This is a genomic window from Enterobacter sp. UPMP2060 (assembly GCF_053709655.1).
Genome location: NZ_JBSKJQ010000001.1, coordinates 1,101,464 through 1,114,191, shown reverse-complemented (window position 1 = coordinate 1,114,191; position 12,728 = coordinate 1,101,464). Strand labels below are relative to the sequence as shown.

The 12,728-nt window shown below is 52.7% G+C and carries 15 protein-coding genes; 6 read left to right on the top strand and 9 right to left on the bottom strand.

Features of this window, described 5'->3' with window-relative positions; translation table 11 throughout:
• Positions 1-22: 22 nt before the first annotated feature.
• Positions 23-931 carry a LysR family transcriptional regulator gene (locus tag ACWKXN_RS05440; protein ID WP_454543434.1) on the bottom strand — a complete coding sequence of 303 codons (909 nt, stop codon included), beginning with the start codon at positions 929-931 and terminating at the stop codon, positions 23-25.
• 94 nt (positions 932-1,025) lie between these two features.
• Here ACWKXN_RS05440 and ACWKXN_RS05435 point away from each other — a divergent pair, with 94 nt between their 5' ends.
• The 3 genes from ACWKXN_RS05435 to ACWKXN_RS05425 all read left to right on the top strand — a co-directional run bounded on the left by ACWKXN_RS05435 (position 1,026) and on the right by ACWKXN_RS05425 (position 3,010).
• Entirely contained in the window at positions 1,026-1,988 is a 963-nt protein-coding gene (locus ACWKXN_RS05435) for an NAD-dependent epimerase/dehydratase family protein (protein WP_454543433.1), read from the top strand.
• Positions 1,989-2,063: 75 nt separating this feature from the next.
• Entirely contained in the window at positions 2,064-2,507 is a 444-nt protein-coding gene (locus ACWKXN_RS05430) for a PACE efflux transporter (RefSeq protein WP_454543432.1), read from the top strand.
• A gap of 131 nt (positions 2,508-2,638) precedes the next feature.
• Complete coding sequence (locus ACWKXN_RS05425; protein ID WP_454543431.1) at positions 2,639-3,010, top strand: VOC family protein; 372 nt, start codon at positions 2,639-2,641, stop codon at positions 3,008-3,010.
• Positions 3,011-3,022: 12 nt separating this feature from the next.
• Here the strand turns inward: ACWKXN_RS05425 and ACWKXN_RS05420 are convergent, their stop codons facing one another.
• Positions 3,023-3,790, bottom strand: coding sequence for a DeoR/GlpR family DNA-binding transcription regulator (locus ACWKXN_RS05420; RefSeq protein WP_454543446.1), 768 nt, complete (start codon positions 3,788-3,790; stop codon positions 3,023-3,025).
• An 86-nt stretch (positions 3,791-3,876) separates the two neighbouring features.
• Between ACWKXN_RS05420 and ACWKXN_RS05415 the strand changes: the two genes are divergently transcribed.
• Positions 3,877-4,461: an NUDIX domain-containing protein gene (locus ACWKXN_RS05415; protein ID WP_058840585.1), complete on the top strand. Its 585-nt coding sequence runs from the start codon at positions 3,877-3,879 to the stop codon at positions 4,459-4,461.
• Positions 4,462-4,763: 302 nt separating this feature from the next.
• Positions 4,764-5,456 carry a helix-turn-helix transcriptional regulator gene (locus ACWKXN_RS05410; RefSeq protein WP_023311808.1) on the top strand — a complete coding sequence of 231 codons (693 nt, stop codon included), beginning with the start codon at positions 4,764-4,766 and terminating at the stop codon, positions 5,454-5,456.
• 14 nt (positions 5,457-5,470) lie between these two features.
• Here ACWKXN_RS05410 and ACWKXN_RS05405 read toward each other — a convergent pair whose 3' ends face one another.
• Entirely contained in the window at positions 5,471-6,085 is a 615-nt protein-coding gene (locus ACWKXN_RS05405) for an acyl-homoserine-lactone synthase (RefSeq protein WP_454543430.1), read from the bottom strand.
• A gap of 406 nt (positions 6,086-6,491) precedes the next feature.
• On the opposite strand from ACWKXN_RS05405, the gene tam reads away from it, so the two are divergent.
• Complete coding sequence (gene tam / locus ACWKXN_RS05400; protein ID WP_048981351.1) at positions 6,492-7,250, top strand: trans-aconitate 2-methyltransferase; 759 nt, start codon at positions 6,492-6,494, stop codon at positions 7,248-7,250.
• 4 nt (positions 7,251-7,254) lie between these two features.
• Here the strand turns inward: tam and ACWKXN_RS05395 are convergent, their stop codons facing one another.
• From ACWKXN_RS05395 to ACWKXN_RS05370, 6 genes are all read right to left on the bottom strand, one after another.
• Complete coding sequence (locus ACWKXN_RS05395; RefSeq protein ID WP_454543429.1) at positions 7,255-8,445, bottom strand: cytochrome c biogenesis protein/redoxin; 1,191 nt, start codon at positions 8,443-8,445, stop codon at positions 7,255-7,257.
• A gap of 135 nt (positions 8,446-8,580) precedes the next feature.
• Positions 8,581-9,879 (bottom strand): ATP-binding protein, encoded by a 1,299-nt coding sequence (locus ACWKXN_RS05390; RefSeq protein WP_454543428.1) that lies wholly within the window; start codon positions 9,877-9,879, stop codon positions 8,581-8,583.
• Positions 9,876-10,616 carry a response regulator gene (locus ACWKXN_RS05385; RefSeq protein ID WP_033145553.1) on the bottom strand — a complete coding sequence of 247 codons (741 nt, stop codon included), beginning with the start codon at positions 10,614-10,616 and terminating at the stop codon, positions 9,876-9,878. Before ACWKXN_RS05385 ends, ACWKXN_RS05390 begins: the two co-directional genes overlap by 4 nt.
• 44 nt (positions 10,617-10,660) lie before the next feature.
• Positions 10,661-11,656 carry an alpha/beta fold hydrolase gene (locus ACWKXN_RS05380; RefSeq protein WP_219939641.1) on the bottom strand — a complete coding sequence of 332 codons (996 nt, stop codon included), beginning with the start codon at positions 11,654-11,656 and terminating at the stop codon, positions 10,661-10,663.
• Between the two features lie 145 nt (positions 11,657-11,801).
• On the bottom strand, positions 11,802-12,242 hold the full coding sequence (locus ACWKXN_RS05375) for an N-acetyltransferase family protein (RefSeq protein ID WP_454543427.1): 441 nt from the start codon (positions 12,240-12,242) through the stop codon (positions 11,802-11,804).
• A 12-nt stretch (positions 12,243-12,254) separates the two neighbouring features.
• Positions 12,255-12,725: an N-acetyltransferase family protein gene (locus ACWKXN_RS05370; protein ID WP_454543426.1), complete on the bottom strand. Its 471-nt coding sequence runs from the start codon at positions 12,723-12,725 to the stop codon at positions 12,255-12,257.
• Between the last annotated feature and the right edge of the window lie 3 nt (positions 12,726-12,728).

The following is a 12,728-nucleotide window of genomic DNA, read 5'->3' as shown; positions in this document are numbered from 1 at the left end:
TGATCGCCTCACAGTGCATGGCTTACCGTTTTGCCCTGTTGATATAAGCCAGTAAACCCTCAGCAAGAAAATCAAACACCGTTTTGCAGGCCTGACTGTGGCGTAAATCCTCATGCATCACCAGCCATGTGTCCAGATGAAACGCAAAGAAATCAGGCATTATCCTCTGCAACGGCGGAGAAAAATCTGCCAGTTGAACCTGACACATACCGATACCGGCCCCTGCGCGTATAAGGTTTAATTGGGCAATATCACTGTCGGTCCGTACGGTAAACAGATCGCGGTTTAGCTGTGGGTATTGTTTAAGTGCCTGTAAAATAAAGGGTGTCAAATTATCGAAACCGACAAGCGTATGGGTGAATAACTCATCAATACTTTCCGGAGCACCACGTCGTGACAGATAGGCTGGCGCGGCATGCAGACCTATTTCAACCCTGCCCATCCGACGGGCAATCAGTTGCTCCTGCACCGGCGTGGCCATGCGTACGGCAATATCCGCCTCCCGATTCAGTAAATCCTGAACTCGGTTAGACAGAACCAGTTCAACGGTTATTTGCGGATATGCATCCTTTATCTGTGCAATCACTGGAGGCAGAACCTCCGCGCCGATGATTTCACTGGCGGCGACGCGCACCACGCCCCGCAACCCGGTTGCGCCGGAGCTGAAACTCGCAGCCGACCGCTCAATCATCATGGCCGTATTTTCCATCGCCTGAGCATGCCCCTTCAGCTCAACGGCTGCATCCGTGGCCTGCAATCCCGTCTGCGAACGGGTAAATAAAACGAGGCCCAGGGCTGATTCCAGTGCCGCAATGTGGCGTCCGGCGGTTGGCTGGGTAATGGCAAGCCTGCGTGCGGCCCCTGACAAAGACCCTTCTTTCATCACGGCCAAAAAGGTGCGATACCATTCCCACGGGATATTTAGCTTCATACAAAAATGCATACCTGCTGGCTTATATTATGCAATTACATTTAGCTCGTGCGGCCCTTAAGATGTCAAGCAGATATCCAATAAGGGCCAGACAATGATAAGCACAAATAAGGTACTGATACTGGGCGCAACGGGTGGGATCGGTGGCGAAATTGCCCGTAAATTGATCCGAGACGAATGGGATGTTCGGGCATTGCGCCGCAGCGCCCCTCAACATGACGATCGGAACGAAAGTATGACCTGGATAAGCGGCGACGCGCAGAATGCTGAACGGGTTGAGGCAGCGGCGTCAGACTGCAGCGTGATTGTCCATGCCGTTAACCCGCCGGGTTATCGAAACTGGGAACAGCTGGTTTTACCCATGCTGCATAACACCATCAACGCAGCGGAGCGAAACGGTGCATTAATCGTTCTGCCGGGCACGATTTATAACTACGGTCCGGATGCTTTTCCCCTCTTACGCGAGGATTCCCCTCAGGATCCGGTTACCCGAAAAGGAGCCATACGCGTGCAAATGGAGAAGGCGCTCTCAACCTATGCTCAGCGTGGCGGAAAGGTGCTCATTTTGCGGGCGGGTGACTTTTTTGGTCCCCTCGCAGGCAACAACTGGTTTTCACAGGGACTGGTAAAATCAGGGCATCCACCCAAGGTTATTAAAAATCCCGGGCAACCCGGCGCAGGACATCAGTGGGCTTATCTGCCGGATGTCGCCGAAACCGTTGCGGCATTGCTGGCGCGGCGGGATGAGCTCGAACCGTTTGCCAGTTTCCATATGCGTGGGCATTGGGATCCTGATGGGACAGCGATGACCACAGCCGTTAAGCACGTCGCTGAGCATGCCGGTATTAAGGCGAAGGTGAAGTCATTTCCATGGTGGCTGGTCTCTGCAATGAGTCCGTTTAACACTACGCTGCGTGAAATGCGGGAGATGCGCTATCTCTGGGAGCAGACAATAGAGATGGATAATTCAAAACTGATCGCCTTTTTAGGCCATGAACCGCAGACCCCTCTTACCGAGGCCGTGCGTTCTACACTAGCGGGCCTGGGCTGTATTTAACATAACCTGCACGTTTAGAAAGGGTTGAAAAATGTCTGATATACTTCAACTTTTGAAAAACGCTGTCGTAAGCAAATGGAAATTGAATTAAATAAAAGTGTTAAAGAGAGAGTTTTCCACGCTGTCATTTTTGAAGTGACGGCCAACGTTATCATCGCGCTGTCACTCGCCTGGCTGATGAACGTGTCGGTACTTCAGTCAGGTTCGTTGTCCGTGATATCTGCACTTACCGCAACGGTCTGGAATTTTATTTTTAATAAGCTCTTTGATTCCCTGCAGAAAAAACATCAGTTTCAACGCACATTTCTCGTTCGCGCAATCCATGCGGTTGGTTTTGAAACGGGACTTATCATCTCCTTAATCCCTGTGGCAATGGTTATGCTGAACCTGACCGTGACGGAGGCATTTTTTGTTGAGATTGGCCTGGTGCTGTTTTTCCTGCCCTATACGATGCTGTTTAACTGGCTTTACGACTACCTGCGCTGGACGTTCGTTGGACGGAAACGTTCGGCGATATAGCTAAGTGAATCAATGTAAAAAATGAAGAGGAAGAAAAATGCGAAGTCTCCTGACTAAAGGAATTTGTTTCGTATGGTCGCCCCACTCTCCTTCTATACTGGTTATTTCTCCATCTCATAAAGGAAGGAACCATGTTCGATCATGTGAAATTCGGCGTCAGTGATTATGAAAAAAGTAAAACCTTCTTCCTCCATGCGCTTAAGCCGCTTGGTGTAGAACTCATCGATGAGGGCACGCCAGACTACGGTGTCGAAATGAGTTCAGGCGATGTTTCGCTCTGTCTTTTTCAGACAAATGATAAACCTGCTCCTCTGCATCTGGCGTTTGTGGCCAACACGCGCCAGCAGGTCGATGCGTTTTACCATGCCGCCCTGCGCGCCGGTGGACGCGATAACGGCGGGCCGGGGCTGAGGTCATACGGTGAAAATTACTATGCCGCGTTTGTCATCTCGCCCGATGGCCACAATATTGAGGCTGTGTGCCATGCGCCGGAGGGCGCGTAGCACAAGGCTTTTTCAGTCACTCTCCGAGGTCAACACGACGGATACCCCCTTTTCCGATACCGCGCGGATCCAGTCCCGATCGGTATTGTCTTCAACGACGATGGTGTTCACCGATGACACATCGCCAATCACAAACGAAGACGCTGTGTTGACCTTTTCCGGAGAAGCCAGGACGACCGTCTCCGCGGCTCTGCCGGAAAATGCACGTTTGATGCACGCTTCTTCGAAATCGCCGGTTGTCAGCCCCGCCTCAGGATGGATCCCGGTCACGCCCATAAAGAACAGATCTGCATGAATATTTTCGATGCCTTCGATGGCCGCAGCGCCAACCGCAACAATGGAGTGTTTATACAAGCGACCGCCAATCAGAATCACCTCGATGGACGGATGATCCACGAGCCGCAGGGCGATGCTCGGGCTGTGCGTAACCACCGTGATGCGCAGGTCAGGAGGGAAAAACGTAATCAGCTCTGAAGTTGTCGTGCCGCCGTCAACGATCACCACCTGCCCTGATGAAATCAGCTGTGCCCCTTTCCGGGCGACCCTCTTTTTTGCATCCATCTTCACGGATTGCCGTTCGGCATAGGGAGCAATAGCAGAAGATGACGGCAGCGCGCCGCCGTGAACCCGCTGTAAACGCCCTTCTTCCGCCAGCTCGCGTAAATCACGCCGAATGGTGTCTTCAGAGACGTCAAAGAGCATGCTGAGTGCTTTTGACTGGACCTGACCTTCGGCGCCGAGCTTTTCGAGGATCAATTTTTTTCGCTGACTGGTGAGCATCATGAATTCCTGATGTTGCATGTTTTATCTTGAAAGTGCACAATAATGCTGTTTATGATAATTACTCTACGTAAGGAGGAACAAACGTGCAATCAAAACGTGCAGATGTGCGCATCATTGACAGTGAAACCCTGTCAGATAACTGGTACAACCTTAAAAAATACACCTTCGACCTGCAGCGCCGTGACGGCGAATGGCAACGACAGCAACGGGAGGTCTACGACCGTGGCAACGGCGCGACTATTCTTCTCTACAACCGTGAGAAAAAAACGGTGATCCTGACGCGCCAGTTCCGCTTTCCCGTCTTTATCAACGGCCATGAGGACGATTTAATCGAAGCCGCGGCGGGACTGCTGGACAACATGGATCCCGAAAGCCGCATAAAAGCTGAAGCGGAAGAAGAGACAGGGTTTCAGGTTTCGAGGGTGCAGAAAATCTTTGAAGCCTATATGAGCCCGGGCTCCGTCACGGAAAAACTCTATTTTTATCTTGCCGAGTATCAGCCGAAAGACAGAACCGGCGCAGGCGGCGGGATCAAGGCTGAGGGAGAAGATATCGACGTGCTGGAAATGACGCTTGAAGAGGCATTACGCGGCATAGAAACAGGCAAGATTGTCGACGGTAAAACCATCATGCTGCTTTATCATATTGCTCTTAAAGGCATTATGTAGACTGCTGGTTAAAATCCTGATTTTGAATCTGGGTCGGTACGCTTGTCCATTACTTAAATGTAAAGCGGAAAACCTCCTAAATTTTGCAGCCTACTATATTTAGTGAACTATTTCGGGATTTGACAAAATCTTCAAAAATTCGCCGAGTCATCTGCATTTACCATTAGAAATGCCACACGCTGGCCAGGCTACCAGTTGAGGTAGCCTGTCTTATCTGTTGGCTGGATTAAAATGCGACTCGCTACAGATAACGAAGCATATTATACTTGCTCCTCCACTCGAACAGGAGGCAAGCAACTCACGTGAAGGATACATATTACAACGACATAGCGATCAATACGCTAATTCAGAGTGAGCTGGACGCGTTTTTTGAGGATTTCAAAGGGATCGTCTTCGCCTACGCCATTATGAACAAGAAAGATCCTTCCCAGATGCGGATAATCAATAACAGCCCCGAGTGGTTTGATATCTACCTCGACAGGAAATATCAGTTCATTGACCCTGTTATCATTCGGGCTTTGCGCTGTGTTGAAGATTTTTTCTGGGAAAGTGATGTCATTCTGTCGGATGGTTATAACCTGACGCGCATTTTCAACGAAAGCGTCCAGTATGATATCTACCAGGGACAGACTTTTCCTCTGCATGACTATCTGAATAATCTTGTCGTCTTATCCGTCATCAGTCCTAAGCATTCTGGTATTGATATAGAAAAATATCGGCCACAATTTCTAAGCTTCCTTGTTCAACTGCATCAGAAGACACTCAATCTGTATAGCCAGCATCAACAGAAAAAGAATGTTTTTCTGTCGCCACGTGAGCGACAAATCCTTAAATGGGTCAGCGCCGGGAAAACCTACGCAGAAATTTCTGTTATTTTGTCTATTGCTGAACGCACCGTTAAGTTCCATATGGGAAATGTAATGAAAAAGCTCGGTGTGAATAATGCCAGACACGCAATAAAGCTTGGAACAGAACTACGCTTACTGGACGACTGAGCCTCAGCCACTGGTTATAAGTGGCGTAAATGCTCCAGCATTTCGCGAAGCCAGTGACTGGATTTGTCTTTGCTAATAATGTCTTCAATAATGCTGGTGCTGGCAGGCATATAAATATAGTAAATAACCTCCCCTTTTTCAGAAACACCGCGTTGAATAACTTCAACTTTCCAGTTCGCATGGCGAAATATGGCATACATACCGCGACTGGCTACAGCGTACATTCCATGGTATTTTTGCTTTATGCAATACATATTCATTGCAAGAAACAATGCCTTACTGGCGGGCACGCCCTGCAGACTTGCGGAGTCTCGCGTTTCTTTATCTAAAAATAAACGGCTAATTTCACAGCAGGGAACATCTGCCGGGAAAATAATGGCTTCGTCAAAATAATTGTGAAATATTTCGCTTATCATCGTCGGATGCGTCGAGTTAATGAATCGTGCGCCGCATAACAACTGTCCCTCATACATACCCAGCAAGTATGTCGTGTTTGGGTTGTCAAACCGATCCTTTTCCATATCTTCAACGCATTCAACTTTCCAGTCGAGTCGGTCCCGAAAGGTTTTTCTCCTGAGTCGGAAGAGTTCGCGGGCTAATGCTGACGGTAAATCATCGTAATCATGCAAAAAAACTCAATAACAGAATTCATTGCTCTTATTCCTGATAATAACACCTGAAACTATTATCCCCTGTCTTTTAGGACAGCTTTCATTGTGCATGGTATTCCTTATACTTAAAAAGTACCCGGCCACTAAGTCCTCGTGAAACTCAGTGGCCAGGAGGTCAAAGACCTACGAAACACCAGGGATATATCCATTCATGATTATCTAATATTTATAGTTTCGGGTACAGAGCGTAAGAAGCACTTAGCCGATAAAATATTAAAAAACGATAATCATAAAATAATTACAATTAAAGTATTGCCCCTTAAGAATTTAAGGGGTAATATTTCCTTTTTCTATTTTTTCTCCTATTATCTCTGTTCTTAATGCTGTGCTACTCTTGCAGAAGCATGCTAAACGGAGAACCAAAATGGCCGACTGGAATCCCTCTCTTTATCTGCAGTACGGCGCGGAAAGAACGCGTCCTGCCGCTGAACTGCTCGCCAGAATTCCTCTGGATGAGGTCTCCACCATCGCTGATTTAGGCTGCGGGCCGGGAAACAGCACCGCGCTGTTGAAGCATCGCTGGCCTTCGGCGCACATTACCGGGGTCGACAACTCCCCTGCAATGCTTGAGGAAGCCAGAGCCGCATTGCCTGACTGCCATTTTGTTGAGGCCGATATCCGCCAGTACAAGCCTGGCCAGCCGCTGAACCTGATTTATGCCAACGCTTCGCTGCAATGGGTTCCTGACCATTACGATCTCCTGCCTCATCTCGTTTCTTTACTCACGCTTAACGGCGTATTAGCAATCCAGATGCCTGACAACTGGCTTGAACCTACTCATGTGGCGATGCGTGAAGTGGCGCTGGAACAAGACTACCCTGACCGCGGCCGCGAACCTCTCCCGGGTGTGCATGCCTACTACGATATCTTGTCCGAGGCGGGCTGTGACGTGGATATCTGGCGGACAACCTATTTCCATAAAATGAGCTCGCACCAGGCCATAATTGACTGGGTAAGCGCCACCGGCTTGCGCCCGTGGCTCCAGGAACTTAACGAGAGCGAGCAGAAACGTTTCCTGAAACGCTACCATGAACTGCTGGAAGAGCAGTATCCGCTCCAGGAAAATGGGCAGATACTGCTCGCTTTTCCGCGGCTGTTTATCGTGGCGCAACGCCAGCCCTGACGGGTTATGACCGGGCCTCTTTCAGCAGCTGCTGAATGACCTTTTCCTGCTGCGCATAATCTCCTTCGCCAAAGGCGGTATAGCGTAGCTGGCCTTTGGCATCGAAATAGTAATGCGCTGGCCAGTACTGGTTCCCGAAAGCGTTCCAGATTTGATAGTTATTATCCGTCACCACCCGGTACGGCAGCTGCCATTTATTTACCGCGTTTTTCACCGAGGCGAGCGGTTTTTCCCAGGGATATTCCGGCGTGTGAACCCCAATCACGACCAGCCCCTGCGACTGATACTTCGTGGCCCAGTCCCGCACGTGCGGGAGCGTATGCTGGCAGTTAATGCAATCCCACGTCCAGAAATCAATTAACACCACCTTCCCTCGCAGGGATTCAGACGTGACGGGGTCACCGTTAATCCAACCTGTACCCCCGCTTAATGAAGGCAGCTGGCTGCTGGGCTCTGTCATCACGACCGGCTGGAGCTTCACCGGCGCGGCTGTGGGTTTCGCCAGCGTCAGGAGTGTTGCCTCCAGACGGTCCGCAACGCCGTTTGCTCCTGTCAGAAGTGAAGTCATTCCCGTCGCGTTGAATACGACAGCCGCCAGCATCGCCACGCCCGCCCCCTGCCGCAGCTTTTCCATCAGCGCCGATTTTGCTCTTAACGGCGCCATCAGCGTGCGGCCTCCTGAAACGAGCAGGCTCAGCATTAGCGCGCATCCGCTGCCGTAGGCCGCCAGCAGCGCGCCCGTCGTAATGGCCGAATGGCCCGCGATATTAATGCTGAAAATGGCGCCCAGTATGGGACCGGCGCAGGGAGACCAGAGCAGCCCCACCGCAAGCCCGGCCAGAAAAGCCGATGCCAGACCGCGCGTTTGCCCGCTTCGGGTGTTCAGGACATTTCCCGCGCTGACGGCCGGACCCGCAATACGCTGGGCGAATGACGGAAAAATTAAGGCCAGCGCGGCCGCGGCCAGAATAACTAGAGCGATCCAGCGCCCGACGATGGTCGCCTCTGCTATCCACTCGCTGGCGACGGTGACGGCCATCGCCACCAGGGTGAACATCACGATCATCCCCGCCAGCAGGGCCAGAATATGTCGTCGCTGTCCCTGAAAACCGGCGAAAAGGAGTGGAATAACCGGGAGCGTACATGGACTGAGCAGGCTTATCATCCCGCCCAGAAAAGCGATTACCAGAAACATAGACACCTCACAATACAAGTCCTGCGACGCTGCAGTGAGGCTATTTCATCGTGCGGATGTGTTCAGGATATGTGTAAAAACGCAGGTTTTGTCTGGCTCTGTATCACCCGGACCGGGAGATACAAAGCCGTACAATTAACGGCGCGGTAGCGTAATGGAGACATCCAGTCCGCCTCCGGCCCGGTTCGTCAGGTTGAGCTTTCCTTCCAGCTGAGCGGTGAGCTGCGCGGCAATCGCCAGTCCGAGTCCTGTTCCGCCGGTATCGCGGTTGCGCGATGTTTCCACCCGGTAAAACGGCTGTAATACTGCCTCAAGCTCGTCATCGGGTATTCCCGGTCCGCCGTCAGTGATATGAATCACCACCTCTTCGGAAGACGAATTATCAATGGCAATAACGGCATACTCACCGAACTTAAGAGCGTTATCCAGCAGGTTGGTCATCACCCGACGAAGCGCCTGCGGACGCGTAACGATCGGTAAGCGGGTATCGTTTGCCTGAAGCTGCACGTTTTTACCGATGTCCTGGTAATCGCAGGCGATGCTGTTGACCCAGGCGTTCAGCTCCAGCTTCAGCGGGGTCTCTTCCAGGGATTCTGATGACCGGGCATACGCAATACCTTCGCGCACAAGACGCGTCATGCTATCGAGATCGTTCAGGAGCTTGTCGCGAAGCTCAGGTTCCCCTGCCATCTCGACGCGCAGCTTCATGCGGGTAATCGGCGTCTGAAGATCGTGAGAAATGGACGCCAGGATCTGCGCGCGCTCCCGGAGATAAGACTGAATGCGCGCCTGCATCGCGTTGAAGGCATGCGCTGCACGCTGCACCTCCAGCGGCCCTTTCTCCGTCATTGGCGTGCTGGCCGCCGGATCCAGCGAATCCACCGCGCGGGTAAATTGTGAAAAAGGCCGCACCACCTGCCGTACGGCAATCCAGCCGCACGCAGCCAGCAACAGCAGCTGCAGGATCAGCACTACGGGCAGCCAACTGGCGACCGGCGGCATGCGTGGGATCAGGTCAATGGTCAGCGGCGCGCCGTCGCGTAACGTCAGATGCGCCTGGATGTGTGAAACGGTACCGGGAACGGCGGTGAAGCTGAGCGGGTACTGTGTCGCAAGCGTCGCTTTTAAGGTTCGGATGGCGTCCTGCGAACGCTTATCCGCCGGCGCGTTGCCGGGCTCCCCCGGTCCCAGAATATAGCGGTAGTTGCCCCGTTCGAGGCGCGGAAGCCAGGCCGCGCGCTCGCTGGCCGGTAAGCGGTCTAAAATGGCGACGCTGGTTGCGACGTCGTTTTCCAGATTACCGAGCATCACCGTTCTGGCGCTGTGCATTCGTTCAATCATGACCAGCGTCAGGCTCAGGGCGTTGGCCAGCAGCAGGCCGGACAGCACGACGAGCAGCAGGCGGGCCAGCAGCGAGCGTGGCCAGAGCGTCATTCGTTAGCCTCTTTGATGGTGACCGGCATAGTAAAAACGTAGCCCTCGCTGCGCACGGTCTTGATATAGGCGGGCGTGCGGGCATCTTCATTCAGGCGCTGGCGGACCCGGCTAACCAGCAGATCGATAGAACGTTCAAACAGCTCGGCGTCTCGCCCCTGCGTCAGGTTGAGCAGCTGATCGCGGGTCAGCACCCGCTGAGGATGGTCAAGGAAAACGCGCAGCAGGCGATACTCCGCCCCGCTGAGCGCGACGATCACCCCTTCCGGATCGATTAAGTGACGGGCAACGGTATCGAGCTGCCATTCACCGAACATCACCAGCCGCCCGGCTTCTGTCACCTGCAAATTGGGCGGCATCGTGCGAAAACGCCGTAAAATCGCTTTGATACGCGCCAGCAGTTCCCGGGCGACAAACGGCTTCACCACGTAGTCATCCGCGCCCATCTCCAGACCCAGGATCCTGTCCGTCTCCTCGTTGCGCGCCGTCAGCATCAGAATGGGCAGATCTTTGTATTTCCCGACGCGTAACTCTCGACATAACGTAAGCCCGTCGTCGCCGGGCATCATGACATCCAGCACAACCAGGTCGATATGCTGTTTATCCAGCACGACGCGCATCTCTTTGCCGTTGGCCGCGCCCGTCGCGCGATAGCCAGACTTAACGAGATAATCGACAATCAGTTCACGAATATCCCTGTCGTCATCGACGACAAGGATATGATCAATATGCTCCACCGAAATCTCCAGACCGAAGGGTAACGTACTGAAAATAGCACATTTCAGAGCTTGTCCGCGTCAACGACGGCCTTGACGAAATCCTGCGGATCTTCCTGAGGCGGATTGTGCCCCACGTTTGCCCCGAAGGTGCGGTGCTCATATTTACCGGTAAATTTACCCGCGTAGGCCTGCGGAGCCGGATGCGGCGCACCGTTGTTCCCGCCTTCGATGGTGATCGTTGGAACGGTGATATTCGGCAGCGTAGCGAGTTTTTGCTCGTAGCTGTCGTATTTGCGCTCGCCTTTTTCCAGCCCTAAACGCCAGCGATAGTTGCTGAGCGTCACCGCGACGTGATCCGGGTTATCGAGAGATTTGGCGCTGGCGTTGAAGACAGCATCGCTAAATTTCCAGTCAGGCGAGGCCTGAGACCAGATCAAACGGGCGAAGTCATGCGTGTTTTTGGCATAGCCTTCAGCACCGCGCGCGGTGGCGAAATAGAACTGATACCACCACTGCTGCTCCGCTTTTGGCGGCAGCGGCTGTTTGCCAATCTGCTGGCTGCTGATGAGATACCCGCTCACCGACACCAGTGACTTAACGCGCTCTGGCCATAGCGCCGCAACGATATCCGCCGTACGGGCACCCCAGTCATATCCTGCAAATACCGCCTGCTTAATATTCAGGGCATCCATCAGGTTCACAATATCTTTCGCCATGGCTGAAGGCTGGCCGTTGCGCGGCGTTTTGGCTGACAGGAAGCGCGTGGTGCCGTAGCCGCGCAGAGAAGGCACAATCACCCGATAGCCTTTTGCCGCCAGCGCGGGCGCGACGTCGGCGTAGCTGTGAATATCGTACGGCCAGCCGTGCAGTAAAATAACCGGCTGGCCGTTTTTCGGGCCGATGTCGACATAACCGACATTCAGATCGCCGGCGTTAATTTGCTGCGGATGATCAAAGGCTGCCGCGAAATTTGTGCCGGTGACTTCAGCCTGACAGGACATCACGGTGCCAAGAGAAACGGTCAGTGCGAGAGTTGAGTACGCGAGTTTGCTAAACATGTTGGTATCTCCGGTTGAGTACAGTTCACGGGGATATAACAACACGGCAATGTATAGCGGATATGTGCGAAAGCGGGTTTATTGCAAGCCTGTGTATGTACCAGCGACGCAGATACAGTGTGATACAAACCCAGGCCTTGTCGCCTTAAAGCGAGAGCCGATAGCGGACGTAATCGTCAGCTTGACCGTATTTGTCATAAAGTTTGCGCGCCGGGTTGTTCTCCCGGGTGACCCAATACAGCTTTGACCACCCTTCGCGCTTGCCTTCCTCAATCAGAGCATCAATAAGCGCCTTACCGGCTCCCGCTCCGCGTTCGTCGGCATCAACAAACAGATCTTCCAGGTAGCAAACGGGTGCCGTTGACCAGGTTCCTTCGTGCAGAATGCACATCGCGAAACCGATGACCTTTTCATCCTTCTCTACCACGCGGCAGAACATCGTGGAATGCGCTGAGAGCGCCCTTTCCCATGTCGATGCGGTGACGGATTCCTCGAGGTAACAGTCATAAAAATGGGTATAGCCATCCCACAGCGGTCGCCATTGGGAATAATCGTCTTCACGTAGTGGTCTTACCGTGGCAGCCATGTGTTCCTCACATTACAAGTCGATCGCCATTTCAAAACAGCGTAAATCAGCCCCGGCCATACGCGAGTGATGATAGTTTTCGCGCAGCGTGACAAACCCCAGCTTCTGATAAAACGACTGGGCGTTAGGGGTTGCATCCAGCCTCAGACGGGTTATGCCCCGGCTACGGGCTTCATTTTTGAGCGCCTCGATAATTCGGGTCGCCATGCCTTTACCGAATGCCGCGGGCAAGGTGAATATCGCCTCCAGACAGTGGGTATCCAGATCCAGATACCCGGTCGCCGCAACGCCGCCCGTTTCATCTTCCACCACGTAAAAAGGGTATTCAAAGACCATCTGCCGATAGCGTTCGGGCATGAGATCCGGCGTCCAGCGCGCAATGACGTCAGCGTCGTAGCTGGTTTTACAGCCGTGACGAATCGCCTGATTGCGAATATTCCAGAGTATTTCGGCTTCCTGTGGCTTAGCTTTTCGTAAAGTCATAAC